Annotated in this window: 28 protein-coding genes; 24 read left to right on the plus strand and 4 right to left on the minus strand. The window is 68.3% G+C overall.

The window, feature by feature from the left end:
• Positions 1-4 precede the first annotated feature (4 nt).
• Positions 5-451, minus strand: a complete 447-nt coding sequence (locus BCEP18194_RS28145; protein ID WP_011354679.1) for a general secretion pathway protein GspC — start codon at positions 449-451, stop codon at positions 5-7.
• Positions 452-515: 64 nt separating this feature from the next.
• On the opposite strand from BCEP18194_RS28145, the gene gspG reads away from it, so the two are divergent.
• The 6 genes from gspG to BCEP18194_RS28175 all read left to right on the plus strand — a co-directional run bounded on the left by gspG (position 516) and on the right by BCEP18194_RS28175 (position 4,492).
• On the plus strand, positions 516-983 hold the full coding sequence (gspG, locus tag BCEP18194_RS28150; protein ID WP_011354680.1) for a type II secretion system major pseudopilin GspG: 468 nt from the start codon (positions 516-518) through the stop codon (positions 981-983).
• Positions 984-987: 4 nt separating this feature from the next.
• The gene (locus BCEP18194_RS28155; RefSeq protein WP_157687280.1) at positions 988-1,491 is read left to right on the plus strand and encodes a GspH/FimT family pseudopilin; all 504 of its coding nucleotides are present in this window, start codon (positions 988-990) and stop codon (positions 1,489-1,491) included.
• Between the two features lie 182 nt (positions 1,492-1,673).
• On the plus strand, positions 1,674-2,420 hold the full coding sequence (locus BCEP18194_RS28160; RefSeq protein ID WP_011354682.1) for a secretin and TonB N-terminal domain-containing protein: 747 nt from the start codon (positions 1,674-1,676) through the stop codon (positions 2,418-2,420).
• A gap of 6 nt (positions 2,421-2,426) precedes the next feature.
• Positions 2,427-2,975 (plus strand): RNA polymerase sigma factor, encoded by a 549-nt coding sequence (locus BCEP18194_RS28165; protein ID WP_011354683.1) that lies wholly within the window; start codon positions 2,427-2,429, stop codon positions 2,973-2,975.
• 11 nt (positions 2,976-2,986) lie between these two features.
• Entirely contained in the window at positions 2,987-3,982 is a 996-nt protein-coding gene (locus tag BCEP18194_RS28170) for a FecR family protein (RefSeq protein ID WP_011354684.1), read from the plus strand.
• A 258-nt stretch (positions 3,983-4,240) separates the two neighbouring features.
• On the plus strand, positions 4,241-4,492 hold the full coding sequence (locus BCEP18194_RS28175; protein ID WP_241011610.1) for a FecR/PupR family sigma factor regulator: 252 nt from the start codon (positions 4,241-4,243) through the stop codon (positions 4,490-4,492).
• 274 nt (positions 4,493-4,766) lie between these two features.
• Here the strand turns inward: BCEP18194_RS28175 and BCEP18194_RS28180 are convergent, their stop codons facing one another.
• Positions 4,767-5,591, minus strand: a complete 825-nt coding sequence (locus tag BCEP18194_RS28180; RefSeq protein WP_011354686.1) for a hypothetical protein — start codon at positions 5,589-5,591, stop codon at positions 4,767-4,769.
• A gap of 182 nt (positions 5,592-5,773) precedes the next feature.
• On the opposite strand from BCEP18194_RS28180, the gene BCEP18194_RS28185 reads away from it, so the two are divergent.
• Positions 5,774-7,411 (plus strand): transposase, encoded by a 1,638-nt coding sequence (locus BCEP18194_RS28185; RefSeq protein WP_011354687.1) that lies wholly within the window; start codon positions 5,774-5,776, stop codon positions 7,409-7,411.
• A gap of 249 nt (positions 7,412-7,660) precedes the next feature.
• Here BCEP18194_RS28185 and gspK read toward each other — a convergent pair whose 3' ends face one another.
• Entirely contained in the window at positions 7,661-8,656 is a 996-nt protein-coding gene (gspK, locus tag BCEP18194_RS28190; RefSeq protein ID WP_011354688.1) for a type II secretion system minor pseudopilin GspK, read from the minus strand.
• A gap of 36 nt (positions 8,657-8,692) precedes the next feature.
• Positions 8,693-9,265, minus strand: coding sequence for a hypothetical protein (locus BCEP18194_RS28195; protein WP_011354689.1), 573 nt, complete (start codon positions 9,263-9,265; stop codon positions 8,693-8,695).
• 634 nt (positions 9,266-9,899) lie between these two features.
• Between BCEP18194_RS28195 and BCEP18194_RS28200 the strand changes: the two genes are divergently transcribed.
• From BCEP18194_RS28200 to BCEP18194_RS28280, 17 genes are all read left to right on the plus strand, one after another.
• A complete protein-coding gene (locus BCEP18194_RS28200) occupies positions 9,900-11,072 on the plus strand; it encodes a TIGR03032 family protein (RefSeq protein ID WP_011354691.1) in 1,173 nt (390 codons plus the stop codon).
• On the plus strand, positions 11,069-11,719 hold the full coding sequence (gene cysC, locus BCEP18194_RS28205; RefSeq protein ID WP_011354692.1) for an adenylyl-sulfate kinase: 651 nt from the start codon (positions 11,069-11,071) through the stop codon (positions 11,717-11,719). Before BCEP18194_RS28200 ends, cysC begins: the two co-directional genes overlap by 4 nt.
• Before the next feature lie 151 nt (positions 11,720-11,870).
• Positions 11,871-13,523, plus strand: coding sequence for a ShlB/FhaC/HecB family hemolysin secretion/activation protein (locus tag BCEP18194_RS28210; RefSeq protein WP_011354693.1), 1,653 nt, complete (start codon positions 11,871-11,873; stop codon positions 13,521-13,523).
• Positions 13,524-13,590: 67 nt separating this feature from the next.
• Positions 13,591-15,387 (plus strand): DUF2341 domain-containing protein, encoded by a 1,797-nt coding sequence (locus BCEP18194_RS28215; protein ID WP_011354694.1) that lies wholly within the window; start codon positions 13,591-13,593, stop codon positions 15,385-15,387.
• Positions 15,388-15,405: 18 nt separating this feature from the next.
• Entirely contained in the window at positions 15,406-15,816 is a 411-nt protein-coding gene (locus BCEP18194_RS28220; RefSeq protein ID WP_011354695.1) for an ExbD/TolR family protein, read from the plus strand.
• Positions 15,817-15,820: 4 nt separating this feature from the next.
• Positions 15,821-16,519, plus strand: a complete 699-nt coding sequence (locus BCEP18194_RS28225) for a TonB family protein (RefSeq protein WP_011354696.1) — start codon at positions 15,821-15,823, stop codon at positions 16,517-16,519.
• 92 nt (positions 16,520-16,611) lie between these two features.
• Positions 16,612-18,423, plus strand: coding sequence for a putative porin (locus BCEP18194_RS28230; RefSeq protein ID WP_041493249.1), 1,812 nt, complete (start codon positions 16,612-16,614; stop codon positions 18,421-18,423).
• A gap of 12 nt (positions 18,424-18,435) precedes the next feature.
• Positions 18,436-19,125 (plus strand): hypothetical protein, encoded by a 690-nt coding sequence (locus BCEP18194_RS28235; RefSeq protein ID WP_011354698.1) that lies wholly within the window; start codon positions 18,436-18,438, stop codon positions 19,123-19,125.
• Positions 19,126-19,182: 57 nt separating this feature from the next.
• Positions 19,183-19,770 (plus strand): YbjN domain-containing protein, encoded by a 588-nt coding sequence (locus BCEP18194_RS28240; protein ID WP_011354699.1) that lies wholly within the window; start codon positions 19,183-19,185, stop codon positions 19,768-19,770.
• On the plus strand, positions 19,767-20,180 hold the full coding sequence (locus BCEP18194_RS28245) for a hypothetical protein (protein ID WP_011354700.1): 414 nt from the start codon (positions 19,767-19,769) through the stop codon (positions 20,178-20,180). The genes BCEP18194_RS28240 and BCEP18194_RS28245 overlap by 4 nt, the downstream gene beginning before the upstream one ends.
• Positions 20,181-20,224: 44 nt before the next feature.
• Positions 20,225-21,115, plus strand: a complete 891-nt coding sequence (locus BCEP18194_RS28250) for a peptidylprolyl isomerase (RefSeq protein WP_011354701.1) — start codon at positions 20,225-20,227, stop codon at positions 21,113-21,115.
• A gap of 8 nt (positions 21,116-21,123) precedes the next feature.
• The gene (locus tag BCEP18194_RS28255) at positions 21,124-21,954 is read left to right on the plus strand and encodes a hypothetical protein (RefSeq protein WP_011354702.1); all 831 of its coding nucleotides are present in this window, start codon (positions 21,124-21,126) and stop codon (positions 21,952-21,954) included.
• A 46-nt stretch (positions 21,955-22,000) separates the two neighbouring features.
• Complete coding sequence (locus tag BCEP18194_RS28260) at positions 22,001-22,378, plus strand: hypothetical protein (RefSeq protein WP_041493521.1); 378 nt, start codon at positions 22,001-22,003, stop codon at positions 22,376-22,378.
• Between the two features lie 76 nt (positions 22,379-22,454).
• On the plus strand, positions 22,455-23,894 hold the full coding sequence (locus BCEP18194_RS28265) for a Do family serine endopeptidase (RefSeq protein ID WP_011354704.1): 1,440 nt from the start codon (positions 22,455-22,457) through the stop codon (positions 23,892-23,894).
• Between the two features lie 85 nt (positions 23,895-23,979).
• The gene (locus tag BCEP18194_RS28270; protein WP_011354705.1) at positions 23,980-24,462 is read left to right on the plus strand and encodes a hypothetical protein; all 483 of its coding nucleotides are present in this window, start codon (positions 23,980-23,982) and stop codon (positions 24,460-24,462) included.
• 100 nt (positions 24,463-24,562) lie between these two features.
• Positions 24,563-25,042: a type 6 secretion system effector deamidase TecA gene (tecA, locus tag BCEP18194_RS28275; protein WP_011354706.1), complete on the plus strand. Its 480-nt coding sequence runs from the start codon at positions 24,563-24,565 to the stop codon at positions 25,040-25,042.
• Positions 25,043-25,338: 296 nt separating this feature from the next.
• A complete protein-coding gene (locus BCEP18194_RS28280) occupies positions 25,339-26,232 on the plus strand; it encodes an IclR family transcriptional regulator (protein ID WP_011354708.1) in 894 nt (297 codons plus the stop codon).
• The last annotated feature ends 58 nt before the right edge of the window (positions 26,233-26,290 follow it).

A 26,290-nucleotide genomic window follows, 5' to 3' on the forward strand; every position in this document is an offset into this window, starting at 1 on the left:
CGGATCAGCGCACGTATGCGTTGGCCTTTTCCGTGGCGGGCAGCGCGATCTCGCGTTGCAGGCCGTGGCGGTCGACGACGATCGAGCGCGCGCGAACCTCGGCCAGTTTCGCGGCTTCGCCGATCGCCGCGCCGAGCGACACGACGCGCGAGGCTTCGCCGCCGACGCTGATGATCGCGGCCGCACGGCGCGCGTCGAAAGCGAGCACGCCGAGCAGCTGGATGGCATCGCGGCTGTCGTCGGGTTTCGCACCGAACAGCCGCGCGGCGGCGGCAACGTCGATCGGCGCGGATGGCGGTGCAAGCGCCGCGACCGGCGCATCGGCAGCGCTCAGCACGCGCACGGCCCACAGCGACACGGTAATGAGCGCGGCCGCGGCAGCAAGCGTCGCGGCGAGTGGTACGAGATCGGCGCGGGATGGCGCGATGCGAAGCAGGTCGAGCGGTTTCATGGCGGCAGGTCGGTGCGATGAACAGAAGATGTTTTCCATTCTTTGTTGCGAGGGTGAATGCATGATGACGGGGCCCAACGAAACCCGAACGCGGTACGCCGACTCTGTCGGACGGCACACGCAACGCGGCTTCACGTTGATCGAGATCATGGTGGTGGTCGCGATCCTCGGGATTCTCGCGGCGCTGATCGTGCCGAAGATCATGAGTCGTCCCGACGAGGCGCGCCGCATTGCCGCGAAGCAGGACATCGGCACGATGATGCAATCGCTGAATCTGTATCGACTCGACAACGGCCGCTATCCGTCACAGGAGCAGGGGCTCACCGCGCTGATCCAGAAGCCGACCAACGATCCGGTGCCGAACAACTGGAAAGACGGCGGTTATCTCGAGCGTTTGCCGAAGGATCCGTGGGGCAACGCGTATCAATACCTGAACCCGGGCGCGCACGGCGCGATCGATGTGTTCAGCTATGGCGCGGACGGCAAACCAGGCGGCGAGGGCAACGATGCGGACATCGGCTCGTGGCAGTAACGGCATGAGGATCGTGCCCGTCAGGAAACGGCGTCCGTTCGCGTCGCGCCGTGCAGCAGGCTTCACACTGCTGGAGATGCTCGTCGTGCTCTTGATCGTCGGGCTGCTGGTCGCGGTCGTGACGCTCGCGCCGTCGCGCAATCGCCGCACCGATCTGGCGGAAGAGGCACAGCGCCTGGCGAACCTGCTCGAATCAGCCGGCGACGAGGCGCAGGTGCGGTCGGTCCCGATCGCATGGCAGACGGTCGGGGGAGGTTATCGCTTCGTGCAGCGCACCGAAAGCGGCACGTGGGCACCGATGACCGACGATCTGTATCGCGCACGCCGCTGGGGCACCGAGGTGACGGGCGTGTCGGTGCGGTACACCGGCGGTGGTGAAGTGCCGTCGCGCCTCGTGCTCGGCAGTGAAGGCATCGACGTGCCCGTGACGATCACGCTGTGGTCCGGCGACGTGCGGATGGCCGTCGTCGGCACGGGCATCGGCAACTTCGTCGTGCGCAGGCCGTGAGCGACGCTCGGCGCCTGGCACGACCGCAAGGCGAGAACGCGCGGCGATTGAATCGCATCGCTGCACGCTTCACCTGACTGTCATAGTGCCCGCTCACAATCTGACGTTCGTTTGCTGCGGAACCGCTCACGGGGGTGCGCGTTACGCCGGCAACGTGCAACTCCACTTCCGTCCAGGGATTCATGACTCGTTCACGGGCGCCGTCTGGTGTCCTGGCGCTCGTTGCGTGGCTGGCGTTCGTCGTGCCGTGCATGCACGGCATACACGCGCAGGAGACCGGTTCCATCGTCCGCCAGCCGGGCAGCACGGCGCGTTTCGAGCTGCCCGCGCAGCCGCTCGCGAAGGCCTTGCAGGATTTCGCGCGGCTCACCGAGCTGATCGTGCTGGCGCCGGCGCCGCTGCTCGACGGGCGCACGAGTGCGCCGGTCCAGGGCGAATTCGCGCCGCGCGACGCGCTCGAGCGGATGCTGGCCGGAACGGGGTTGCGTGCGGAATTCTCGCGCCCGGACGAAGCGATCATCGTCGCGCAACCGGCCGCCGAGCAGGCGCCCGCGACGGCCGACACGCCGGCGGATGCGGCCTTGCCGATCGACGGGATCGGCGATTCCGGCGATCGGCGCGCGTTCGCGGGCCTGCTGCAGGCGCATCTGATCGATGCGCTCTGCGCGCAGCCGGGAGCGGTGCCGGGCAGCTATCGACTCGTCGCGCAGGTGCGCATCGACAACAGGGGGGCGGTGGTGGCGGTCAACATGGTGGCATCGAGCGGTTCGGCCGCCCGCGACGCGGCGGTGATGCGCGCGCTGCGCGCATTGAAGCTGGACGACGCGCCGCCTGCGGAGCTGCCGCAGCCGGTCACGATCCTGCTGCGGCCGGCCGGCAACGGCGTGCATTTCCGCTGTCCGGCGCCGCAGCCGGCCGTCCGGGGCTAGGCCGTCATGTCCGACAGCAACCGCTCCGGGCTCCGGAATCTGCTGGCGACGCGCTATGCGTACCTCGTCAGGCGCCTCGAGCGCGTGACCGGGTCGAAGGACGGCGCCGCCGACGCGCTGCACGAAACCTGGCTGCGTCTCGAGAACGCGAACGTCTCCACGCAGGTGACGAACGCGGACGCCTATATACTCGGGATGGCGAACAATGTCGCGATCGACCAGCATCGCCGCGAACGCCGGCATCTGCACGACGACGATGTCGAGACGCTGCTCGAGATGCCCGACGAACTGGCCGATCCCGAGCGCATCGTCGCGGCGCGCCGCAAGGTCGAGACATTGAAGGACGTGCTGCGCGGCCTGCCGCCGCGGCGCCGCGCGATCCTGCTGGCCGCCCGCGTGGACGGCCTGCTGAACCGCGAGATCGCCGAGCATTTCGGCATTTCGCTGCGGCTCGTGGAAAGCGAGCTGAGTGCGGCAATGAAGTACTGCCTGCAGCGCATGCAGGAAGACGGCGATCCGTACACGGGCACGCGAGGCGGCCCGCGTAAATTTTGAGCATCAGGACGATGACGAAAGCCCAGGCCGAACCTGCCCACGACGAACTCGACGAAGCGAGTGCGTGGCTGCTGCGTCTGCGCTCCGGAGACGCGAGCCAGGCCGAAGCCGATGCGTTCGAGCGCTGGTGCGCCGATCGTCCGCAAGCCGCCGATCTGCTGCGCGACACCTGGAGCTCGTTGCGCACGGCGGCGACCGAACTCGCGCACGAGGAGCGCGCGGCCGCCGCCTGGGCAAACGTTGCAAAGCGCGAGCGCACGATGCGCACCGGGCGGCGCGCGTTCATCGGCTTCGCAGTCGCGGCCGGCGCGTCGTGGCTTGCCGTGCGCCCGCCGATGCAGTTGTGGCCGTCGCTCGGCGATCTCGCGGCCGATTACCACACGGGCACCGGCGAGCAGCGCAGCGTCGCGCTGTCGTCGCGCGTGACGGTGGAGCTGAACACGCAGACGCGTCTGGATGTCCTGGCCGCGAGCGATGTCGCGCACGGCGTCGAAGTCGTCGCCGGCGAGGCGGAGATCGACGCGGCCGCGCCGCCGGCCGACCGCGCGACGCCGATCCAGCCCGTCACCGTGGTTGCGGGCGGCGGCCGCATGCAGGCGACCGTCGCGCGCTTCAACGTACGGCGCACCGGCTCGCAGGTCTGCGTGACCTGCCTGTCGGGCACGGTCGCGCTCGAACATCCGCGCGGCGCGCGCACGCTGACGGCCGACGATCAGGTCGTCTACGACGATCGCGGCGTGCAGCCCGTGTCGCGGATCGATCCGGGCGCGGTCAGCGCATGGCGGCGCGGGATGCTGGTGTTCAACGGCGTGCCGCTGTCCGACGTCGTCGACGAGATCAACCGCTACCGGCGTGGCAAGGTCATCCTGCGCAGCGCGTCGCTCGGCGAAAACCGGATGCAGGCGCAGTTCCCGATCACGCGGCTCGATGACGTGATCGACATGGTCGGCCGCCTGTATGGCGCGCACATCACGCGCCTGCCCGGCAACATCGTGCTGCTGAGCTGACGCGGCTCCCCGCGTCTTACTTTTCGTTCTTCCTCCCGCTGGCGATGCGTTCGCGTCGCTTCCGGCTGTCCGCACCCTGCGGGTTACGGCCGTTCGATACGACTTGATCAATGAGGGCCGGCAAACGCCGGGCTGTCTGTCATGGCGGCCCGGTGTGACGTCGTCGGACCCGAGGCGTGTGTGGCAAGCGCCCCGGCCGTGCAGCGATGCACGGTGCGGGGGATGTGTGTCGATGGAGCTTCGGGCGGTGGCGTGATCATGAACGAATCGCAACGGGAGTCGGATCCCGGCGACGCGAATACGCGCGCCGATGCGATCCGCGAGGGCGCGGTGCGCTGGTTGCTGTGGCTGCGCACCGGTGACACGACGGAACAGGAACTCGACGCTTTCGCGCGCTGGCGCGCGCAGAGCGACGAGCACGCACGCACGGTCCGCGAGCTGATCTGGATGTGGGCCGTGCTGGAGACGGTCGGCCGCCAGGAGCCCGGCGGGCCGACGCGCACGCATTGATGCGGCGCTTTGCGCGTGCACCGGGGAGGTGCGCAATCGCGCGCGTGGTCGTGCTCGTGCCGTGGCGCGCGTGCTGAAAGAAAGTATGCGGGTTATGCGGGCTCGCTTCGACCTTGTATATGAGAGAGCGAGGGGCCGTGCAGAGGGGCGGTAAGGCGGAGACCGGGGAACGGGGGCCTGAATGGGCTCCCGGATCACCGCTCACGCAGGGTGGCGCGTGTGGGCCAAGTTCGTACCGGCCGCGTCACGAAAGCCCGGATTCACGACTCGGGATTCAGGAGGGCGCCCCTGGCTGCAGGCCGGCGCGTGCGCCGTTCCAGGCGGCGTCGAGCGGATCGCCGGCATCGCGCAGCGGCTCGCGCAGAAAGGGAAAGCGTTCGACGAACGGTGCGGATTCTTGCAGGGCCACGATATGGTTGACCATCCATTGCAGCAGATCGCCGCCGTGCCGGACCTGTTCCGGCCGCCAGTCCGGCATCGTCGAGAAGAGGGCCGAGAAGCCGCTCCAGCGCGACGGACGATCGTTGTCGCCGGGCCGGAAGTAGGTGTTCATCGCGACGTCGTGCGCGTCGGTCAGCGCGCCGACGAACAGCCCGTGCGGCGTCGGCACGCCGATCTGCTGCCAGCCTTCCGCGAGGGCCAGCGAGCGCATCACGCGCGCTGCGACGAACGCGATGCGCGTTTCAGATTCGATTTCCGCCAGCGACATCACGCCGTTGCGCTGCATGCAGCGCGCAACTGCGTGCGGCCGGATCACGTTCGACGCGAAGCTGCGCAGCACGAGGTCGGGCACCGTCAGTTGAAGCTGGAATTCGCGCAGGCCGTGCTCGGCGCTCATCGTCGAGAAGTTGACGAACAACCCTTCGGCATGACCGAGCGCGCCGACGTACGGCTCGAGCCCGAGGCGCGCGAGCTTCGGCGCGATCTGGCGTTCGAGCAGCCGCATCAGGTTGCGGCGGTTGCGCACGCCCGTGAAATCGTCGAGGCCGCGCGTGACGACGTCGCTGATTTCCCAGCGGCGCTCGTCGGCGACGAGCCGCGGGGAGCCGCTCAGGTCGAACCGGGCGCGGCCGTGAGCCACGCGGGGATCTACGTACATGCCGGTGCCTCGTGCATCGATTGCGGGCGGACCGCCGCGGCGGCGCGCCGTCGCGCGGGTCCGGTCGCTCACGATGCTGCGGCGTCGCGGGCGGGCCGTCAAGTGCGAACGTATCGCGACGCACGCGTGCGCATGCCGTTGCGGCAGCTCGTGCGATCAACCAGTCAGGGTGGGGTAATCCGATGATGCGCACGATCGTGGAACGCTTTGTCGAGCAGAGCCCGATGACGATCATGGCGCGGCTCGTGCTGCAATGCGCGCTGCACGACGACTGGATCGGCGCCGCGGCGGACGCCGGCGACGAGCCCGACGGCGAGTCGATCCGCGAGACGTTGTTCGCCCTCGCCGTCGACGCGATCGCGTCGATTGCCGCGTGGCAACGGATGCCGGATGCCGGCGTGGCCGCCGCGCCGGGGTTTGGTTCGGCCGTGACGGCACTGCACGATTGCATGAGCCGTTGGCGTTCCGGCTGGGGGCGCGCGCTGGCAAAGGACAGCGTCGAACTGCTGCTGCCGGTCGCAGCGGCGCGCAACGTCGACGGCGAGCGTGCCGTCGACGGGATGCGGCTGCGGGTGCTGGATGGTACTGGCGAGGCCTGCGCGCCACAGGCCGGCGGATGCGACTGCGGGCGCGCGTGCGACGACCCCGCGCGCGATGTGGCGGCGGGCGGTGTGCGCGTCCTGCCGGTCTACGATCCGGAGCTCGGGATGATCGTCGACCTGCTGCCTTGCGAGCGCGGCCGGACGCATGAGCGCGCATTCGTCGGCGCGCTGCTTGAAGCGGTCCGGCCTGGCGAGCTGTGGATCGTCGATGGACGCTTTGATACCGACGCGCTCCTTTCCGGCTGGCCGCGCCGCGGCGGCGCGTTCGTGCTGCGTGAATACGGCCGCTCGGCCGCGTGCCGGCCGCTTGGCGACTGGCAGGAAGGCGGCGTGTTCGGCGGCGGACGCGTTCGCGAACAATCCGTCGGGATGGCCGGCGAAGGCGGCGTGTCGGGCGCGTTTCGGCGGATCGAATGGCACAGCGCGGATTCGCCCGGCGAAATCGTCACGCTGCTGACCGATCTGCCGGCCGAGCGGTTCGACGCACCGCAGGTCGTGGCGCTGTCGTCCCGGCGCTGGCGCGACGCGCTGCCGCTGGCGCTCGAGCCCGTCACGGGCGGCGGGCCGTTCGGCGGCGTGCCCGCACGCGCGGCGCTGCTGGCGAGCGGGATCGCCGCGTTTGCATACAACGCGTTCAGCGTGATGACGCGCGTCGTCGGCGGTGCGCTCGATCTCGATGCGCGCGACGTCGACCGATTACCGTCGCTGATCGCCGACGGGGTGACGGCGACCTACGCGGGCATGATGATCGCGCTGCCGCCGGACTGGTGGCAGCGTTACGACCAGTTGCCCGCGGCGACGCTAGGCCAGATCGTGCGGATGCTTGCCGTGCACGTCGACCCGCGCAGCGAGCGTCGTCGGCGCCGCGACAACCGGCTGTCCGCGAAGTCGCAGGCGTTGCTGCGTGCAGCGACGCTCGAGCGCCTGATGCACGACGATGGCGACGATCCGGCCGCCAATGTGTTCAGCCTGCGCACGATCGCGATGGCGACGCGCGACTTCAGCAGCAATCCGTCGAAGGCGCTGCGGCATGCGGGTGAAGCGCTCGTGATGGTGACCAAGTACAACCGGCCGATCGCGCTGCTCGTGTCGATCGACGACTGGAACCGGCTGCTCGGCGAAGTGCGCGAGACGAGCTTCACGCGGCTGTCGTTCGATGCGGCGGTGACGCAGCAGGGTGTGCGCGCGGTCGGGTTGGGCGAGTTGTCGCGGGTCTAGCGTTCCGGCCGCGGTGACTGGCGGACACCGTCTGTATCGTGTGTCGCGCAACGCGCTGGCCGGATTCCGTTGCGATAACATCGAAATACCTGCCGACACGAACATGGAAGAAGGAACGGGGTGCTCGCCCGTCGCGGTTCATTGACGCTCGCGCTACACGGGATCAGTTGCCGGATAGCCTTTATCCGTTGCCGCATTCCGGCATGAAGTACGTACGCCCGTGTACGCATCGAGGCCAGCCCGTCGGCGTCAACTCGTGAGCCGTCGCACCCAGATGACCGACGTCCACGCGAAATTGCCGCTGCCGTAGCGCGCGATCAGCGTGTCGATACGCGTGTTGATCCGCGCCGAGTGCACGCGGCAATGCACGATGAAATAGCCGCTGTTCACGCCGACGGCCGAGCCGTCCGGCAGCGTCGGGTTGCCGCCCTGCGCCGGCAGCAGGTATTCGGCGATGTCGCCGGTACTGACGAAATAGGCCGTCGCGCGCCGGTCGACGAGCCGCTTCGCCTGACTCTGCGACAGCGTCGGAATCGCGGCGACGAGCACGGGTTCGGCGGCGGTGTTCGCGTTGACGACGGTCAGGTCGGGCAGGATCGTCACGAAGGGCGCGATCGCGTCGATCGTACGCGCGTCGTAGCCGGGAATGCGCGCGAGATCGTCGACGGACACGAGCTGCAGCGGCCAGCCGTCCGGACCGTTCGCGTCGCGCAGCGAGCGCAGCATGTAGTCGGCCGTCGATTGCGCGAGCGCGGGATTGAGCGACAGCTGGCCGAGCAGGCGCCGGTACGCCAGCACGCCTTCGCCGCTGGACTGCCACGGCTTGCCGGGCGCGGCGCGCGACACGAGGTTCGTCAGGTTGAAGCGCGCCTGCGCGTCCTCGACGCTGCCGGAGATCCACGCGCGTGACAGCTCGGCGTTGACCGCCAAGGCGTCCGACGGCAGCAGGTCCGAGAGCTGTACGTCAGCGACCGGTGCCGACCATGGCTGGCCGACGAACGTGACGTTCGACGTCGCGCTTTGCGCGCGCAGCGTCGCGCGTGCCCACTCGACCGCGGCGCGCTCGATCCACATCGTCTGCGTCGCGAGCCGCTGGTTCTCGACGTCGCGCGTCGCGACCTGCTGGCGCCACAGCACGCTGGCGGCAAGCGTGGCCGCCAGCGCGACGACGAGCAGTACCGTCACGATCGCAATGCCGCGTTCGCGTCGAGCCCGCGCCGTCCTTCCTGTCCCGTATCGATGCATCCGCGTGCCTCCGCAGTGTCTGTCGGCGCGGTGCGCTCACACTTCGAACGCCAGCCACGCATGCGCGATGCTCGCATGCGCAGATGACGTGACGCCGAACAGCGCGGCGAGCCCCGCGACCCAGCATGCGAGCGTCGCGGGACGCATGCCGTCGTTTGCCAGCGGGCCAACCAGGCTGGCGATCGCGTGCGTACGCCACAGCAGCAGCACGAACAGCGCACAGCCGACGGCCATCGCGATGCCGAACATGTGCGCCGCGACCGCCGGACGCCGCGTGAACGGCATGCGGTGATGCCGCTGGTTCGTCGCAACGATCGCGACCCCGTTTGCGACGGGCACGATCGCCATCACGAGCCCCCAGAACAGCGGCTGATCGCTCGACGAGTTGATCAGCAGCAGCGTGCCGATCATCCAGATCGGCGGCGCGAGCAGCGTGAGTACCGACCATGACAGCAACTGCCACGCGAGCCACGGCGTGCGCCAGCGCAGCGGCGGAATCCGCGCGGCATGAGCGGCATGAGCGGCGGGCGGAAGCAGCCGGCCCGGCATTCCGGCGGCGCCGGACAAGCGCCCGGCAAGCCACCGTACGAGCATCGTGGCGAATGACATGGAGGGTCCTGTCGTTGACGTGTTCTGTTCTCAATAGCTAGGACGAAGCGGGCGGCCGCAAGCCGCAGGATTTCGTGCGTACCTGCGTTTTGCGGCGCGGCACATCGCGATTCAGCCGTGCCGCGTAAACGGTCTCGACGATCGCTTGCCGTGTTTCGCGAGCGTTTCGTGAATATCTTCAGCGGAATGTCACAAAAACTTCCCGGTTGAAACCCGAGGATTGTCGGGCCGCTCGCTGGCACGTTGCGCTTTTCGCGCGTCGGCCGGCCAGACGGCGACACGCTTGCCGGCCGTCCGCGCGCAACGGCGGACCGCCGGGCGCCGCACGTCGGCCAGGCGACGACACGTACACGAAACGGGGGCCACGCAAGGTCATGCACCGCATCTCGCAAGTCTTGCGCGAGGGGCGGCTGCGCGCGCATTGCAGCCCGCTTGCGTCGATCGTTTGCCCGTGCAGGCGGATCGATCGGCGTCACGCAAAAAAACATTGCGGCAATGCGCGCTTCGTTCCGTCTAGGTAGGTGGGAGCTGCGACTTGGTGCGCCGCACGCGGCCCCGACGCGCCGTGCCGGCGCGCGGGAGCACGCGGAGATGCGCATTTTTTCTCATCAGGCGGCATGAAGCCGACAGGTGCATGACAGTGGAACAGTTCGAGGAAACCAGGCCGACCGGCGAGCGCGACGCGCCAGTGGACGACGCATCGGCACGGCAAGCGGAAGCGCTGTCGCCGGTCATCAACCTGCGCGACACGGGGCGCTTCCTGCAGGTGCTCGAGGCGCTCAAGTGCTCGCTGGCCGTGAGCCGCCGCCCGTCGGGTGTCGCCGTGATCGGCGTTGACGATGGCGTTCCCACGCTGTCCGCGTGCCTGTTGCCGCGCTCGATGGGGATGGCCGTGTCGGGCAACCGGCTTGCGGTCGCGACGATGCACGAGCTGATGGTGTTCGCGAACGTGTCGACGCTCGCGCCGCGCTATCCGGCTCGCCCGGATCACTACGACGCGATGTTCGTGCCGCGCATGTCCTACTACACCGGCGATCTCGACCTGCACGATATGGCGTTCGACAAGCACGTCCTGCTGGCGGTGAACACGCGCTATTCGTGCATCAGCGTGATCGACGGCTATTTCAACTTCACGCCGATCTGGCAGCCGCCGTTCGTGACGGAGACCGCGCCGGACGATCGCTGCCACCTGAACGGCATGGCGTTTGCCGACGGCAAGGTGCGGTTCGTGACCGCGCTCGGCATGAGCAACGAGCCGTTCGGCTGGCGGAGCGGAATGGCAAGCAGCGGCATCGTGATGGAGGTGCCGTCCGGCCGGGTCGTCGCATCGGGGCTGTCGATGCCGCATTCGCCGCGCGTGATCGGCGGGCGACTGCATGTGCTCGAAGGCGGCCGCGGCCACGTGCTGCAGATCGATCCGCAGTCCGGCGCGCGGCGTGTGCTCGCGAAGCTGCCGGGCTTCACGCACGGTCTTGCGGAGTACGGCGGCGTGTTGTTCGTCGGGTTGTCGAAGTTGCGCGACAAGCGCGGCCCGCAGGGGTTGCCGATCGAAAGCGAGTCGGATGTGCTGGTCGCGGGGGTGGCCGCGCTCGACGCGAACACCGGCGACGTGCTCGGCATCCTTCAGTTCTTCAACGGCGTCGACGAGATCTTCGACGTGCAGGTGCTCCCGAACGTGCGGCGCGTAGAGATCCTGAGTCCGCATCAATGGGCCGAGACGCCATCGATCGTGACGATGCAAGGCGGCTTCTGGCAGACACGTCCGCGCGAGGACGACGAACCCGCGAATACGGGGGCACGGGCATGATGAAGATCGAACGTTGCGGGTTTTCCGGCGTCGTTTCGTCCTTATCGGTAGACGGGGCTCACGCAGGGTGGGGAGCTTCGCCGCAGCGGGCCGGCGGGGTGCTGTGGCTCACGGGGCTGTCGGGCGCGGGCAAGACGACGCTGGCCGATGCGGTGGCCGCGCGACTGAGCGACCGATGCATGCATCCGGTGGTGCTCGATGGCGACCGGTTGCGGACGGGGTTGAATCGGGATCTCGGTTTTACGGTGCAGGATCGTTTCGAGAACGTGCGGCGCATCGCCGAAGTCGCGGCATTGTTGAGCGAATCCGGCGCGCTAGCGATCGTCGCGGTCATTTCACCGCTCGCGGCGATGCGCGACGAAGCGAAAGCGATCGTGGGGCCGGCATTCCGTGAAGTGTATGTGAGCACGGCGCTGGCCTGCTGCGAGACGCGGGATCCGAAGGGGCTGTACGCGAAGGCGCGGCGTGGTGCACTGCCGGAATTCACGGGTGTTTCGGCGCCGTACGAACCGCCGGTGGCAGCCGACCTCGAGATCGATACAGGTCGTGCTTCGCTTGCGACGTGCGTCGACACGCTGATGCAGTTCGCCTGTGCGCAGTTTGTTCGTGCGGCCGATGCGCGGGCGGCGCTGATGCGTCACGGCTGAGTTCGGATCGGTGGAAGGAAATGGCATTGCGCAGAAGATGTTGAGGATGACGAATAAAACGTCATCAAAGTGAAACAGGCATTTGATAGCGGGGCGAACGGCTGGCGCGGTGCGCAAAGCTTCGATCCGGAACAACAAAGGGGAATGGCGCATGCCGCCGAGAGTAGACCGCAAGTCACGCGAACGATGGCGGCTGAACTGCCGATGCCTGGCGGGTGTCGTGCTGGCAGGTGGGCTGGGTTTCGCGCCGGGGATTCATGCGCAGGAAGCTGCGCCCGCCGCGAAGGCGGCCCCGGCCGCGCCGCAGTCGTTCGACGTGAATGCCTTCGTGGTGCGCGGCAACACGACGTTGCCGACGCTCGAGATCGAGAAGGCCGTGTATCCGTTCGAAGGGCCGGGCCGCACGCTCGCCGACGTGAATGCGGCACGTGACGCATTGCAGAAGGCGTACCAGGATCGCGGCTACCAGTCGGTCGTCGTCGAGCTGCCGCAGCAGCAGGTGAAGAACGGCGTGATCCTGCTGCAGGTGACGGAAGCGAAGGTTGGGCGCTTGCGCGTCGACGGCGCGAAATACAACTCGCCGCAGAACATCCGCGATGCGGTGCCCGCACTGGCCGAGGGCCAGGTACCCGATTTCAACCAGGCGCAGCAGCAGCTCACCGACCTGAACCGCTCGGCGGACCGGCAGGTGATTCCGATCCTCAAGCCGGGCGCGCTGCCGCAGACGGTCGATGTCGACCTGAAGGTCGACGATCACAGCCCGCTGCACGGCTCGCTCGAACTGAACAACGACAACAGCCCCGGCACGTCGACGCTGCGCACGACCGCGAACGTCAGCTACTCGAATCTCTGGCAGCTCGGCCACGTGATTTCCGGCACCTACGTGCTCGCGCCGCAGCATCCGAACGATGCACGTGTCTACGCATTCTCGTATCTCGCGCCGATCAAGGATTCGCACTGGAGCTTCCTCGCGACGGTCGTGCATTCGGACAGCAACGTCGCGTCGGTCGCGAATACCAATGTGCTCGGCAAGGGCACCACATACGGCTTCACCGCGATCTATTCGCTGCCGGCAACGGAGACTTACGCGCACTCGGTCAGCGTCGAGATCGACCGCAAGCACTTCGACGAAAACGTGTCGATACCGGGCCAGACGGGCTCGACCGCGCCGCTCACGTATGTGCCGGTGACGCTGTCGTACAACGGCCAGCTGAGCCTGAAGAACTCGCAGACGTCGTTCTCCGCATCGGTGACGACAAACATCCGCGGCCTCGGCAGCGACTGGGGCGCCTGGGACAACAAGCGCTACAGCGCGACGCCCGATTTCGTGTACGGCAAGTTCGACGTCAACCACACGCAGCGCTTCGCGAACGACATGCAGGCCAATGCGCACGTGAACGCGCAGATCTCGAACTCGCCGCTCGTGTCGAGCGAGCAGTTCGCCGCGGGCGGGATGAACAGCGTACGCGGCTACATGCAGGCCGAGGACACCGCCGACAGCGGCGTGATCGCATCGGTCGAGCTGCGCAGCCCGTCGCTCGCGAAGTGGCTCGGCGGCACGATCGGCAGCCGCGTGAACGAATGGCGTTTCCACGCGTTCTTCGATGCGGCGCACCTGTGGCTCTTGAGTCCGCTGCCGGAGCAGACGTCGCGCTTCAACCTGATGAGTGTCGGTGTCGGCACGCGGGTGCAGATCATGAAGTACGCAAGCGCGGATTTCGAGGCCGGATGGCCGTTGAAGGCGGGCGTCTACACGCGGCAGTACAGCCCGCGGTTCGATTTCTACGTAAGGCTGGGGTTCTGACGGATTTTTTTTGATCGTGCCTGGGCGATGCGACGAGCGCGGTGCCCGCACATTCGGGGAGTGGATCGTGAAGCGAGTCTTGTTTTTCCTGTTGGCGGTGATGCTCGGCGTGCTGCCCGGCATCGCGAACGCATGGTGGCAGAACGACTGGTCGTACCGGAAGGCGATCACGATCGACGCGAGCGCGAAAGGCGCGAACCTCGCGGAATCGGCCGGCCGTGTGCCGCTGCTGATCCGCCTGCATTCGGGTAACTTCCAGTTCGACGGGCTGGCCGACAACGGCGCGGACATCCGCTTCGTCGCCGCCGACGACAAGACGCCGCTGAACTACCACGTCGAGCAATACGATCCGGTGCTCGGCGTCGCGCTGATCTGGGTCGACATTCCGAAGATGCCGGCCGGCGCCGCGGAGTCGATCTGGATGTACTACGGCAACAAGAAGGCGCCGGACGGCAGCAAGCCGGCCGAGACGTTCGATGCCGACTACACGCTCGTCTATCACTTCAACGGCGCGGCCGGTGCGCCGCCGAAGGACCTGACCGCGTATGGCAACCATGCGCAGAACGCCTCGTTCAAGACGGTCGAGGACGGCATCGTCGGCAAGGGCGCGCGATTCGACGGCAGCGGGTCGCTGACGCTGCCGGCGAGTGCGTCGCTGAATGTGCCGGCCGGCGGCAGCTTCACGTTCAGCGCGTGGGTGAAGCCGGCGGCGCTCGCGCCGAACACGCTGCTGTACAGCCGTCGCGATGGCGCGAACGCGCTGCTGATCGGCCTCGACAACGGCGTGCCGTTCGCGGAAGTCGCGGGTGGCACGGCGCCGGTGCGCACGCCGGCCGCATCGCCGGTCGCCGCGAACCAGTGGACGTATCTCGCGGTCACGGCCGACGGCAAGAATCTCACCGTGTACGTGAACGGCAAGCAGGCCGCTCAGGTCGCGGCGACGCTGCCCGCGCTGAATGCCGCAGCGACGATCGGTGCGGACGCAACGGGTGCACCGGCCGGGTTCGCCGCGTATTCGGGCGCGCTCGACGAACTGCGCCTGTCGAAGATCGCGCGCTCGCCGGCCGTGATCGCGGTCGACGCGCTCGCGCAGGGTTCGGAATCGAAGCTCGTCGCCTACGGCGCCGACGAGAAGCAGTCGGGCTTCGGCTTCGGCTACTTCGGCGTGATCGTGCAGTCGGTGACCGTCGACGCGTGGGTCGTGATCACGATCCTGCTCGGCATGGCGCTCGTGTCGTGGATCGTGATGTGGACGAAGGCGCGCTACGTCGGCACCGTCGACAAGGCAAACCAGTATTTCGTGCAGCGTTTCCGCGAAGTGGCCGGGCGTCACCTGGTCGGTCTCGCGCATGTCGACGAGGCGAGCGCCGACGGCCGCCGTTTGTACCAGTCGTCGCTGTACCGGCTGTACAAGGCCGGCGTGCATGAAATCTACAGCCGCGTGGACAACAACGGCCGCACGGTGATCACGTCGGAATCGATCGAGGCGATCCGCGCGTCGATGGACGCGACGCTGGTGCGCGAGAACCAGAAGCTGTCGAAGTCGATGGTGCTGCTGACGATCGCGATCTCGGGCGGCCCGTTCCTCGGGCTGCTGGGCACGGTGGTCGGCGTGATGATCACGTTCGCGGCGATCGCGGCGGCCGGCGACGTGAACGTGAACGCGATCGCGCCGGGTATCGCGGCCGCGCTGCTCGCGACCGTCACGGGCCTGTTCGTCGCGATCCCCGCGCTGTTTGGCTACAACTACCTGCTGATCCGCAACAAGAACGTGACCGCGAACATGCAGGTGTTCGTCGACGAATTCGTCACGCGCCTCGCCGAAGCCCACCGCGCGCCCGATCACGCGGTACTGGCCGACTGACGCACGCAGGAGACCACCATGCAGGTTCAGGACGACGACAAGCCGTACGACGACATCAACATCACGCCGATGCTCGACCTCGCGTACGTGCTGCTGATCATCTTCATCATCATGACGACCGCGTCGGTGCAGGGCATCAAGGTCGATCTGCCGAAGGCGAGCTCGTCCGCGAGTCTCGCGAAACCGAAGACGAAGGCGATCACGGTGGCCGATTCGGGGCAGGTGTTCCTCGACGCGTACCCGGTGACGATGGACGAGCTCGAGAGCCGGTTGCGCACCGAGAAGGCGACCAGTCCGGAGTTTCCGATCGTGTTGAAGGGCGACGCGGGCGTGCAGTACCAGAAGGTGATGGACGTGCTCGACCTGCTGCGCCGCCTCGACCTGTCGCAGGTCGGTCTGGTGACCGGCAAGGCGAAGCAGGGCGGTTGACGCGATGGAAATGACCTACAACGGCGGCCCGCCGGACAAGGGCCCCGGCCGCTACGTGAAGCCCGTCGTGATCGCGCTGGTGCTCGCGGGCGTGGCCGCGCTGATCTGGCGTTTCGCGAGCGACACCGCGGGCGTGAAGCGCGTGAGCGCGCCGCAGGTGACGACGGTGATTCCGTTGCCGCCGCCCCCGCCGCCGCCGAAACAGAAGCCGCCGCCCGAGAAGGTGAAGGAAGAGGTCAAGACGCCGATCGACCGGCCGACGATCGCGCCGAAGCCGTCCGAGGCACCGAAGCCGGCAGACAACCAGCCGCAGCAGATGACGATGAACGCCGATGCGCAGGCGGGCACCGACAACTTCGGCATCGGCGCGGGCGACGGTTCCGGCATGTTGGGCAGCGGCGGGGGCGGCAAGTTCGGCAACGCGAGCTATGCGCAATACATGGTGTACGTGCTGCAGCGCGCGATCGAGCAGGACAAGGGCGTGCAGGAGGCCGGCGGCGCGCGGTTCGCGGGCAACCTGAACCTGTGGATGGATGCGTCGGGACGGATCACGAAGGTGACGATCGCGCAGTCCACCGGCGACGCGAAGATCGATGCGGCCGTCGTCGCGGCGGTCGAAGCGCTCGGTCGGGTCGACGAGGTGCCGCCGCCGGCGACATCGTATCCGGTGCTCGTCAAGCTTCAGGGGCGCAAGCCGGCATGACGATGCGTGCGCGTTACGACGAAAGAATCATGGGGTGGCGCCGTCGCACGGATGCTGCCGGAAAAGAAACGAAAATTGTTCGGAGTACTGCGATGACTGGCAAGATGAACGGACGGGGTGAGGTGCCCCGCAACGGCGCGCTGCCCGCGCGCCTGTCGCGTGTCGGCGCGGCGGTGCTGACGCTCGGGCTGACCTGCGCGTCCGCCGCGCACGGGCAGTCGCTCGAGGCGCAGGCCGCGTCGGGGAAAGCGGCGCCGACCGAGAGCGTGGTGATCAACCTGATCAACCTGCTCGTGAAGCGCGGCGTGCTCACGCAGCAGAACGCGAACGAGCTGATCAGCGAGGCGCGCACCGAGGCCGTGCAGGCGCGGTCGGCCCGTGCATCCGGCGCACCGGTCGTGGCGGGCGGCGTGGTCAATCCGCCGACGCAGCCGGGCGACGTCGCGGTGCCGTACGTGCCGCAGCTCGTGCGCGACCAGATCCGCGACCAGGTGAAGCAGGAAGTGATCGCGCAGGCGAAGGCCGAGAACTGGGCGCAGCCGAACACGTTCCCCGACTGGGTGTCGCGCATCAAGCTCGACGGCGACCTGCGCGTGCGTGACGAGTATCACTTTTACGGCGGCGGCAACACGAACGGCGTGACGAACTTCGCGGCGATCAACCAGGGCGGCGGGTTCGACGTCAACCAGAATACCAACCATACGCAGCTTCCCACGCAGAACACGCGCGAGAACCGCAACAACCTGCTGCGCTACCGCGCGCGGCTTGGCGTGACGGCGACGCTGTCCGACGAGATGATCGCCGGCATCCAGCTCGCGAGCGGCAACGACAACGGGCCGGTGTCGACCACGGCCACCGCGGGCGGCGGTTTCGCGAAGAAGAACATCTGGCTGAACAAGGCGTTCTTCGCGTACAAGCCGACGTCGTGGTTGAACCTGACGGCCGGCCGTTTCGACAACCCGTTCTTCAAGTCGGACCTGGTGTTCTCCGACGACCTGATGATGGACGGGATCGCCGCGAACCTGCGCCATGCGCTGCCGTGGAATCCGGACGTCACGCTGTTCGGCACGCTCGGCGTGTTCCCGATCCAGTACACGAGCGAGAACTTCCCGTCGAACAGCACCGAGAAGGCCGGCAGCGACACGAAGTGGATGTTCGGTGCACAGTTCGGCGCCGACTGGAAGATCGATGCGAAGAACCGGCTGCGCGGCGCGGTCGCGTACTACGATTTCCAGAACATGCGCGGCACGCTGTCTGCGCCGTGTGACCTGTCTCTCGGCGCGACGAGCTGCAGCACCGACAACGAGGCGCCGGCATTCATGCAGGGCGGCAACACGCTGATCGCGCTGCGCAACATCGTGCAGAACCCGAACCTCGCGCCGGGGATGACGCCGCAGCCGCAGCTGTTCGGCCTGGCCTACAACTACCGGCTGCTCGACCTGAAGGCGCAGTGGGATACGGTGGTGGCCGATCGCTTCAAGCTGCGTCTCGACGGCGAATACGTGCGCAACCTCGCGTACAACGACAACAAGGCATTCGCGGCATCGTCGCTGCCGGTCAACAACTACGATTCGACGTCGGTGAACGCGACGCGCGCCGACTATCGCAGCGGCCCGAACGGCTTCCTCGCGAAGGCCACGTTCGGCGAGCCGGAGCCGCGCGAGAAGGGCCAGTGGAACTTCTCGATCGCCTACAAGTACCTGCAGCCGGACGCCGTGCTCGACGCGTTCAACGATCCCGACTTCCACCTCGGCGGCACCAACGCGCGCGGCTATGTGCTCGGCGCCGCGTATGCGGTCGCACGTGATACGTGGGTATCGGCCCGTTACCTGAGCTCGAAGGAAGTGTACGGGCCGCCGGTATCGATCGACGTGCTGCAGATCGAGCTCAATGCTCGCTTCTGACCGGAGCCGCGGATGAACACGATCACTCGCACGATGTTCGCGGCCGGCGTGGCCGGCACGCTGCTGCTCGCGGCCGGCGGCGCGCACGCGCAGAGCATCGAGGACAAGCTGCGCAGCCAGTTGCGCTCGACCGTGCAGGAGCTGCGCCAGCTGCAGGACAACCAGGCGCAGTTGCAGAGCGACAAGGCGGCGGCCGAGAAGCAGCGCGACGACGCGCTCGCGCAACTGAAGGCGATGCAGGGGCAACTGGCCGCCGCGCACGGCGACTCGGGCGCCGAAGCGGCTGCAAAGCGTGCGCTCGCCCAGGAGCGGGCAGGCCGCGAGCAGGACGCGAAGTCGCTGGCGAAATACAAGTCGTCCTATGAAGACTTGCTCGCCGTGTCACGTGCCCGCGATGCTCAGCACACGCAATTGCAGAAAGACGCCGCCGCGCGTGACACGCAACTGAAAACCTGCCAGGCACACAATGCCGAGCTGTATCGCGTGGGGCACGAGATTCTCGACGCGTACGAGCACGTCGGGATCGGCGCGCTGTTCTCGTCGCGTCAGCCGTTCGCGCAGTCGGCGCGCGTGAAGTACGACGACATCGCGCAACGCTACGGCGATGCGCTGTATGCGGGCAAGTATGACCCGGCTGCGCGGCCGGTTGCAGCAACACCAGCGCCGGTACCGGCGTCGGCTGCTGCCGCGAATGCGCAGTAAGCGCGGCCCGCAGCCGGGATGGAACCGATCGATTCGTTGAATACGAGGAAGACAGACATGCAAGACAAGCAACCGAACGCCGGCGACGAACGCGCGGCACACGATGCACCGATCGAAGCGATCAGCGCCGACCACCTCGCCGACGTGCTGCGCCGCGCGGGCTACCGCGTGACGGCGGCGGAACAGAACGGCGCGGTGCAACTGATGAGCGCGAGCCAGGGCATCGGCTTCGCGGTGCGCTTCGGCAACCCGGCCGCCGCACTCGCGCCGCAGGGCGCCGACGCGTCGCCCGCCACGTTGCTGTTCATCGACTACACGCTGTCGTGCGTGCTGCAGGTGCAGGGTGACTTGCCGGCCGAACTCGTCGCGGACTGGAACCGCACCAAGCGCTTCGCGCGTCTCGCGAGCCACGGACAGTTTCTGGCGCTGGAGATGGATGTGGTCGTCGCAGGCGGCGTGTCCGAGCGCTACCTGCGCTCGACGATCGAGCTGTGGGATCGCCTGATCCAGGAATTCCTGCTGCACCTGCGCAACCGTCCCGCGATGGCCGAGCAGGAAGCGGCGGCACGCGCGGCGGCCGGCGATCAGGCCAGCGCATCGCCGGTCGACGCGGCTGCGGTAGCGGTCGAGGCCACCGCGAAGTGAGGATCGGCGCCGCGCTGCGAGCGCTGCTGCCGGGCCGCGCGCGGCATGAGGCGGACGCGATCGCTGCGGGCGATGCACCGGCCGCGTGGGGCGCGTACGCGCAGCGCATCGCGCAGTGGCTGCAGGCGACGCTCGACGGCGACGACGCGGCGGTGTGCCGCCTGCGCGCCGGCATCGAGCACTGGGCCGGCGAACGGGCCGATGCCGGCGACGAAGGGTTCGTGTTGCCGGTGCGCGCGTGGCTCGACCGGTACGGGCACGTGACGCGTGTCGACAGCGGTGCGGCCGAAAACCCGGCGCTCGACGCGGCGCTGCACGCGGCACTCGTCGGCCGGGCGGTCGGCGCGGCGCCGCCACGCGGGATGGCGCAGCCGCTCGTCCTGCGCATGACGCTGACGGACGCGCGCTGATGCAGCGTCCGCATTTCAAGAGCAATCGAGAGGGCAGTCGAACGATGATGACGAAGATGAAGATGCTGGCGATCGTGGCAGGCAGTCTCGCACTGGGCACGCCGTTCGCGGCGCACGCGCAGGACGACGTGATCGCGAATGCCGCGCAGGCGTCGGTCACGCAGGACGATATCGCGGGGCTGCTGAAGGCGGTGAGTCCGGAAGGGCGCGAACGCCTCGCGGCCGATCCCGCGGCGCTCGACCAGGTCGTGCGTTCGACGCTCGCGCAGAAGGCCGTGCTGGCCGAGGCGAAATCGAAGGGCTGGGACAAGCAGGCGCAGGTGCAGGCAGCCGTCGAACAGGCGCGGCGCGATATCGTCGTGCGCAGCTATCTGGCGTCGGTGAATGCGCCGCCGGCCGACTATCCGTCGGACACGGAGCTGCAGTCCGCCTATGACAAGAACCGCGCCGCGTTCACCGCGCCGCGCGCGCTGCATGTCGCGCAGATCTATATCGCGGTGCCGCCGAACGCGGATGCCGCGACGCTCGACAAGGCGCGCAAGCAGGCGGCCGATCTCGCGAGCCGCGCGCGCAGTGGCGATTTCGCGGCGCTTGCAAAAGCGAACTCGCAAGACAAGGCGAGTGCCGCGAACGGCGGCGATCTCGGTTTCGTGCCCGATCAATTGATGGTGCCGGCCGTGCGGCAGGCCGCCGACGCGCTGAAGCCGGGCCAGGTCTCCGCGCCGATCCAGACGCCGGCAGGCTTTCACGTCGTGAAGCTGATCGATGTCCGCGCGGCCGCGCCGCGTCCGCTGGCCGACGTGAAGGAGCAACTGCGTGCGATGCTGCGCGCACAACGCACCCAGCAGAATGCGCAGGCGTATCTCGCGAAGCTCGCCGCGAACGCACCGATCAACGAAGACGCGCTGAAGAAAGCGCTCGCGTCTGCCCGGTAGGCGCGCTCATGCCAACCGTCCGTTCGACGTCGCGCGTCGACGCGCCCGATGCACGCACGCCGGGGCGACGCCGCCCCGCTGCGGCCGCCGACCGCCCGCGCATGCCGAAAGCGAACCCGTGGCCGGGCCGGCCCGGCGAGTGGCCCACGCATTGCCCGCTGTGCTTCGGCGCGCTGGAGCCGTTGCCCGGCGCGGGCGGCTATGCGCGGCACCGCAGCGCGCGGTGCTCCGCGCAGTGTGTGCTCACGACGCGCCAGTATCAGCCGGAGGAGCTGACGATTCGCGGCTCGCGCGACGTGCAGGTCGCCGCCCGGCATCGCGAACGCTTCGTGGCGCACTGGGCGCGCCATTACATGCTGATGCGGCGCGCGTGGCCCGCGCTCACGATCGCCCGTTTCATCGCGGTGATCTCCTGTGTCGACGTCGCGGATCTCTGGTCGTACCGGATGTTGCGCGACGACGATCTGGCGGCCGTGCTGCTCGTGCTGGCGGGCTTCCTGCGCGTGCCGGACGCGTTGGACACCGACGCGCCGAGTACCGACACGCGCGCGCCGACGGTGCGCTGGGTGCGATTCTGGTTCGACGCGAGCGTGCGCGACGTCGGCGATCTGTGGACGGCGGGCGGCAGTGCGCCGCCACTGTTTCGCGTCGACTATCGCGAACCGCTCGTCACGCCGTATCCGACCGGCGCGCAGGTGCAGGCGTGGCAGCCGGTCGACGGCATGCGCGACGCGTGGGCGCAACAGGTCGATGCACCGGAGCCTGCCGTAGACGAAGCCGATCGCGCAGCGTTCGCGCGTTTCCTGGCGCGTGCGTCGGCACCGGGCACGAATCTGTGACGGCAGCCGTGAGGGCGCAATGGAGCCATTTCTGAAGGAGGCGCGCATGAAGATGCGACGAAGCGGCATCGCGACGATCGTCTGCCTGCTGCTGACAGCCGGCGTACACGCGCAGGGCGGCCGCGCGGCGGCAAGTGCGGCCGCGCCGGCCAGCCCGGGTTCGGCCGCGAAGCCGGTGTGCGTCGATGCGGAAGTCGACGGCAAGCGTGCGCTGTCGTACGACTGCCTCAGCCAGCAACTGAAGCCGAAGGCCGACCCGCAGGCGGGCGCGTCGCAAACGGATTCGGAGCGGCTGTCGAAGCAGCCGTCGAACCGTCTCGGCACGTTCAACCTGTCGACCGAGCGAAACCGTTTCGGCTCGAACTGGGGCCGGTCGACGACGCCGCAGCGGCCCGATGTGCCGGTCGCGGTGCCGCCGAAGTAATGCAGGCGGCCGAGCGTGGCGCGCAGGTATCGATGAGCCGGCGGCGTTCCGGTGCGAACCGACGAGGAACAGCGACATGAAAGCGGGCAGGCACACGAACCTGGCAGCGGTGCTGCGAGCGATGGCCGGCGGGCTGGCGTTGGCCGGTGCGTGCGCATGCGGTTGTTCGACGGCAACGGCTGCCGAGCGGCCCGCGCAGCCGGGCGCCGCATCGCCAACGCCGACGCCGACCGTCGCGCTGCCGAATTTTGCGGCGCTGGTCCGGCGCGTCGGCCCGGCCGTCGTCAACATCAGCGTCACGCGCGAAGTCACGCAGATGGGCATCCAGTTGCCGCCGGGCATCGCGCCCGATCATCCGCTCGCGCCGTTTCTTGCGCGGCGCGTGATCGGCAACCGCGAGGAGGTGAGCCTCGGTTCGGGCTTCATCGTCAGCGAGGACGGCGTGATCCTGACCAACCGGCACGTGGTCGGCGACGCCGTTGCGATCGACGTGAAGCTGACCGACAAGCGGCAGTTCAAGGGGCGCGTGATCGGCAGCGATCCCGTCTCCGACGTCGCGGTGATCCGCATCGACGCGCACAACCTGCCGGTCGTCGCGACCGGCGACCCGGCGCGCACCGAAGTGGGCGACTGGGTAATGGCGATCGGCTCGCCATACGGGTTCGCGAACACGGTCACGCAGGGCATCGTCAGCGCGAAATCGCGCTCGTTGCCCGGCGAGCGCGCGATTCCGTTCATCCAGACCGACGTGCCGATCAACCCCGGCAATTCGGGCGGCCCGCTGTTCGATCTCGGCGGCCGGGTGATCGCGATCAACTCGATGATCTTCTCGAAGACGGGCGGCTATCAGGGGCTTGCGTTTGCGATCCCGATCGATATCGCGCTCGACGTGAAGGACCAGTTGCTGCGAACCGGCAAGGTCACGCGCGGCCGGCTCGGCGTGGCCGTCCAGGAAGTGAGCCAGGCGCTGGCGCGTTCGTTCGGCCTTGCCAGCCCCGACGGCGCGCTGATCACCATGGTCGAGCCGGATGGCCCGGCCGCGCACGCGGGCCTGCAGCCGGGCGACGTCGTGCTCGCGGTCGATGGCAAGCCGGTCGCCGAATCGTCGGACCTGCTCGGCACCGTTGCGGGCATGCGTGCCGGCCGGCAAGCCGACCTGCTCGTATGGCGCGCCGGACGGGCGATGCACATGAGCGCGACGGTCGGCGCATTCGACAGCGGCACAGCGGCGGCGAGCGGCGAGCAAGGGCCCGCGCGGTTCGGGCTCGCGTTGCGCGCGGCGACGGAGCAGGAGCGCCAGCGGCTCGGTGTCGGGCAGGCGCTCGTCGTCGAGCAGGCGAGCGGCCAGGCTGCGCGCGCGGGGTTGCAGCCCGGCGATGTCGTGCTGTCGGTCAACGGCACGCCGGTCGCGAACATCGGTGCGCTGATGACCGAGATCGACGCCGCGCACGGCAACGTCGCGCTGCTCGTCCAGCGCGGCGGTACGCGGCTGTATGTGCCGATCGAGATCGGTTGAAGGGCGCAGGGTGCAGGGCGCAGGGCGCAGGGCGAGCGCGCGACGCAATGCGGCACGGCCGCGCATCGTCGAAACGGGAGGCGGGATGAAGCGAATGCAGCAGTGGGGCGGATCCGGAGGGTGGCGGGCGATCTTCGTCGCGTGGGTGCTGGCCGTAGGCGCCGTGCCGGCGGCCGTTGCACAGACGGCCGACGTGCCGCCAACGTGGATCCGCTACGGACAGCTCGCCGGGCAGCAGTTCCAGACCTGGCTCGAAGCCGACGGCGACGCGGCCGATCGTCTGCACCGCTATCTCGAAGCGCGCGTACTGAACGCGAGCGCCGCCGCGCCGCCGCCCGCGATCGTCGTGCGCGCGTGGATCGGCGCGAACGGCGCCGTCACGCGCGTCGAATTCGCATCGCTCGGCGATCCCGACGCGGATGCGACGCTGCGGCAACTGCTCACGGCCGGCCCGCTGGCGGAGCCGCCGCCGCCCGACATGCTGCAGCCGTTGCGCGTGCGCCTGCGGCTCGCGCCGAATCCCGATGCGGCCGCCGCCGCGCCGGCGTCGGCGGCGCGCATGCCTTGACGCACGGGGCCGGACCGGTACCGGCCGATATCGTAATAAGATTGAGCGGCGATTGCATCGGCGGGGCAATGAGGCTCCGCTTCCTCGCAAGGAGCTACCCATGCAACTGACGCAGTTAGGCGGCCACGTCGCCCAATCCGGTATCGCCGAAAAGCAGAAACACGCGCAGGCGCTGATGTACGGCATGGCCGACATCGACGACTATGTCTCCGGCGGCATCTGCTACGAAGCGGCCGCGTACGTCCGGTACCTGCTCCGGGGCGACGGCATGATCACCCCCGGCACGCTGCTCGATACAACCGGTCAGCTCTGGAAGACGCGCTTCAACTTCGAGAACGGCGGCGAGTGGGACGGGCGCAGCAGCATTCCGGCGGGAACCGCGATCGGTTTCTCGCGGGACGGCCATGTCTTCCATGCGGCGATCTCTGTCGGCGGCAGCCGGATCCGGGCCGTGAACGGCGGCCGTCTCGGCAGCGGATGGCTGCGACCGGTCGATCTCGCGCGCGTGCTCGAACCGGACGAAGGCGGCGGCTTTCTGTACGACCGCGCGAACACGCGGGTTCTCCTGTCGCGCCTGTAGGCCGCCCGGCGCCCGATATCGCGAGGCGCGACCTTTCAGCCGCTTGCCGCTCTCGAGGCCACGTTGCGGCCGGAGCGGCCGCCTTTCCACGATGCCGGCGATTCCGGCATGGCGTGGCGCGCCCCATCGCTGCTATCCTCTCGACCGTGATTGACTCTCCACGGCGTCACGATCCGCATGCTGCAGTGCGGCGATGCGCGCGGGTGTGACCCGCGTGCGCGCTGAGGTAGCATGACTGAATATCCACGACGATCCGTGACCTGTTTCGTGACTGATTTCCTTCCGTCCATGTCCACATGGTCAAGACAACGATGAGCGGCGCACCTGAATCCGCGGCGCCCGGCGACGACGAGTCGCCCGGCGGCGCGTCGTCCTATCTGGTGCCGGGGCTCGAACGCGGGCTGCGGATTCTCGCCGAATTTTCCGCACGCGAGCCGGTGCTCGGCGCGCCCGAGCTGTCGAAGCGCATCGGCATTCCGCGCACGACCACGTTCCGCCTGCTGCAGACCCTCGAAGCGCTCGGTTTCCTCGAGCGCGTGAACGGCGACCGCTATTTCCGGCTCGGCGTCGGCGTGCTGCGGCTCGGCTTCGAATACCTGAATTCGCTCGAACTGACCGATCTCGGCGGGCCCGTGCTCGAACGGCTGCGCGATGCGACCGGCCTGTCGACGCATCTGCTGATCCGCGACCAGCGCGACGTCGTGTTCGTCGCGAAGGCGCAGAGCAATACGTCGATGTTCGGTTCGGTGAAGGTGCACGTCGGCACGCGCCTGCCCGCGCATGCGACCGTGCACGGGCACGTGCTGATGGGCGACCTGACGCGCGACGCGCTGCGCCAGCTCTATCCGGAAAAGCGGCTCGAACAGTTCACCGAGCGCACGCCGGGCACCGTCGACGAACTGTACGAACGCGTGCGCCATTACGCGCGGCTCGGCTACGCGATGAGCGAGGCGGCATTCGAGAGCGGCATTTCGGCAGTCACTGCGCCCGTACGCGATCATTCGGGCTCGATCGTCGCGGCGATCACCGCGACGGTGCCGCGCTCGGAAATCGGCGAGGCCCGCGAGAAGGAACGGCTCGTCGAAGCCGTGTGCGGCGCGGCGGTCGACCTGTCACAGCGGCTGAACTATCGTCCGCTCGAAAGCGATCCGACCTTCGCGCACGCGCGCCACAAGGTCGCGATGTTCTGAGTGGCCCGATGCGCGGCCGGTGGCCGTGCAAATCCAGTGTGCGAAAAAAAAAAGCGGC

This window comes from Burkholderia lata, assembly GCF_000012945.1.
GTDB classification, from domain to species: domain Bacteria; phylum Pseudomonadota; class Gammaproteobacteria; order Burkholderiales; family Burkholderiaceae; genus Burkholderia; species Burkholderia lata.

What these genes read in the sequence shown, in the direction of transcription:
- BCEP18194_RS28145 (WP_011354679.1), bottom strand. Translation starts at nt 451, where the DNA reads ATGAAACCGCTCGACCTGCTTCGCATCGCGCCATCCCGCGCCGATCTC.
- gspG (WP_011354680.1), top strand. Translation starts at nt 516, where the DNA reads ATGACGGGGCCCAACGAAACCCGAACGCGGTACGCCGACTCTGTCGGA.
- BCEP18194_RS28155 (WP_157687280.1), top strand. Translation starts at nt 988, where the DNA reads ATGAGGATCGTGCCCGTCAGGAAACGGCGTCCGTTCGCGTCGCGCCGT.
- BCEP18194_RS28160 (WP_011354682.1), top strand. Translation starts at nt 1,674, where the DNA reads ATGACTCGTTCACGGGCGCCGTCTGGTGTCCTGGCGCTCGTTGCGTGG.
- BCEP18194_RS28165 (WP_011354683.1), top strand. Translation starts at nt 2,427, where the DNA reads ATGTCCGACAGCAACCGCTCCGGGCTCCGGAATCTGCTGGCGACGCGC.
- BCEP18194_RS28170 (WP_011354684.1), top strand. Translation starts at nt 2,987, where the DNA reads ATGACGAAAGCCCAGGCCGAACCTGCCCACGACGAACTCGACGAAGCG.
- BCEP18194_RS28175 (WP_241011610.1), top strand. Translation starts at nt 4,241, where the DNA reads ATGAACGAATCGCAACGGGAGTCGGATCCCGGCGACGCGAATACGCGC.
- BCEP18194_RS28180 (WP_011354686.1), bottom strand. Translation starts at nt 5,591, where the DNA reads ATGTACGTAGATCCCCGCGTGGCTCACGGCCGCGCCCGGTTCGACCTG.
- BCEP18194_RS28185 (WP_011354687.1), top strand. Translation starts at nt 5,774, where the DNA reads ATGATGCGCACGATCGTGGAACGCTTTGTCGAGCAGAGCCCGATGACG.
- gspK (WP_011354688.1), bottom strand. Translation starts at nt 8,656, where the DNA reads ATGCATCGATACGGGACAGGAAGGACGGCGCGGGCTCGACGCGAACGC.
- BCEP18194_RS28195 (WP_011354689.1), bottom strand. Translation starts at nt 9,265, where the DNA reads ATGTCATTCGCCACGATGCTCGTACGGTGGCTTGCCGGGCGCTTGTCC.
- BCEP18194_RS28200 (WP_011354691.1), top strand. Translation starts at nt 9,900, where the DNA reads ATGACAGTGGAACAGTTCGAGGAAACCAGGCCGACCGGCGAGCGCGAC.
- cysC (WP_011354692.1), top strand. Translation starts at nt 11,069, where the DNA reads ATGATGAAGATCGAACGTTGCGGGTTTTCCGGCGTCGTTTCGTCCTTA.
- BCEP18194_RS28210 (WP_011354693.1), top strand. Translation starts at nt 11,871, where the DNA reads ATGCCGCCGAGAGTAGACCGCAAGTCACGCGAACGATGGCGGCTGAAC.
- BCEP18194_RS28220 (WP_011354695.1), top strand. Translation starts at nt 15,406, where the DNA reads ATGCAGGTTCAGGACGACGACAAGCCGTACGACGACATCAACATCACG.
- BCEP18194_RS28225 (WP_011354696.1), top strand. Translation starts at nt 15,821, where the DNA reads ATGGAAATGACCTACAACGGCGGCCCGCCGGACAAGGGCCCCGGCCGC.
- BCEP18194_RS28230 (WP_041493249.1), top strand. Translation starts at nt 16,612, where the DNA reads ATGACTGGCAAGATGAACGGACGGGGTGAGGTGCCCCGCAACGGCGCG.
- BCEP18194_RS28235 (WP_011354698.1), top strand. Translation starts at nt 18,436, where the DNA reads ATGAACACGATCACTCGCACGATGTTCGCGGCCGGCGTGGCCGGCACG.
- BCEP18194_RS28240 (WP_011354699.1), top strand. Translation starts at nt 19,183, where the DNA reads ATGCAAGACAAGCAACCGAACGCCGGCGACGAACGCGCGGCACACGAT.
- BCEP18194_RS28250 (WP_011354701.1), top strand. Translation starts at nt 20,225, where the DNA reads ATGATGACGAAGATGAAGATGCTGGCGATCGTGGCAGGCAGTCTCGCA.
- BCEP18194_RS28255 (WP_011354702.1), top strand. Translation starts at nt 21,124, where the DNA reads ATGCCAACCGTCCGTTCGACGTCGCGCGTCGACGCGCCCGATGCACGC.
- BCEP18194_RS28260 (WP_041493521.1), top strand. Translation starts at nt 22,001, where the DNA reads ATGAAGATGCGACGAAGCGGCATCGCGACGATCGTCTGCCTGCTGCTG.
- BCEP18194_RS28265 (WP_011354704.1), top strand. Translation starts at nt 22,455, where the DNA reads ATGAAAGCGGGCAGGCACACGAACCTGGCAGCGGTGCTGCGAGCGATG.
- BCEP18194_RS28270 (WP_011354705.1), top strand. Translation starts at nt 23,980, where the DNA reads ATGAAGCGAATGCAGCAGTGGGGCGGATCCGGAGGGTGGCGGGCGATC.
- tecA (WP_011354706.1), top strand. Translation starts at nt 24,563, where the DNA reads ATGCAACTGACGCAGTTAGGCGGCCACGTCGCCCAATCCGGTATCGCC.
- BCEP18194_RS28280 (WP_011354708.1), top strand. Translation starts at nt 25,339, where the DNA reads ATGGTCAAGACAACGATGAGCGGCGCACCTGAATCCGCGGCGCCCGGC.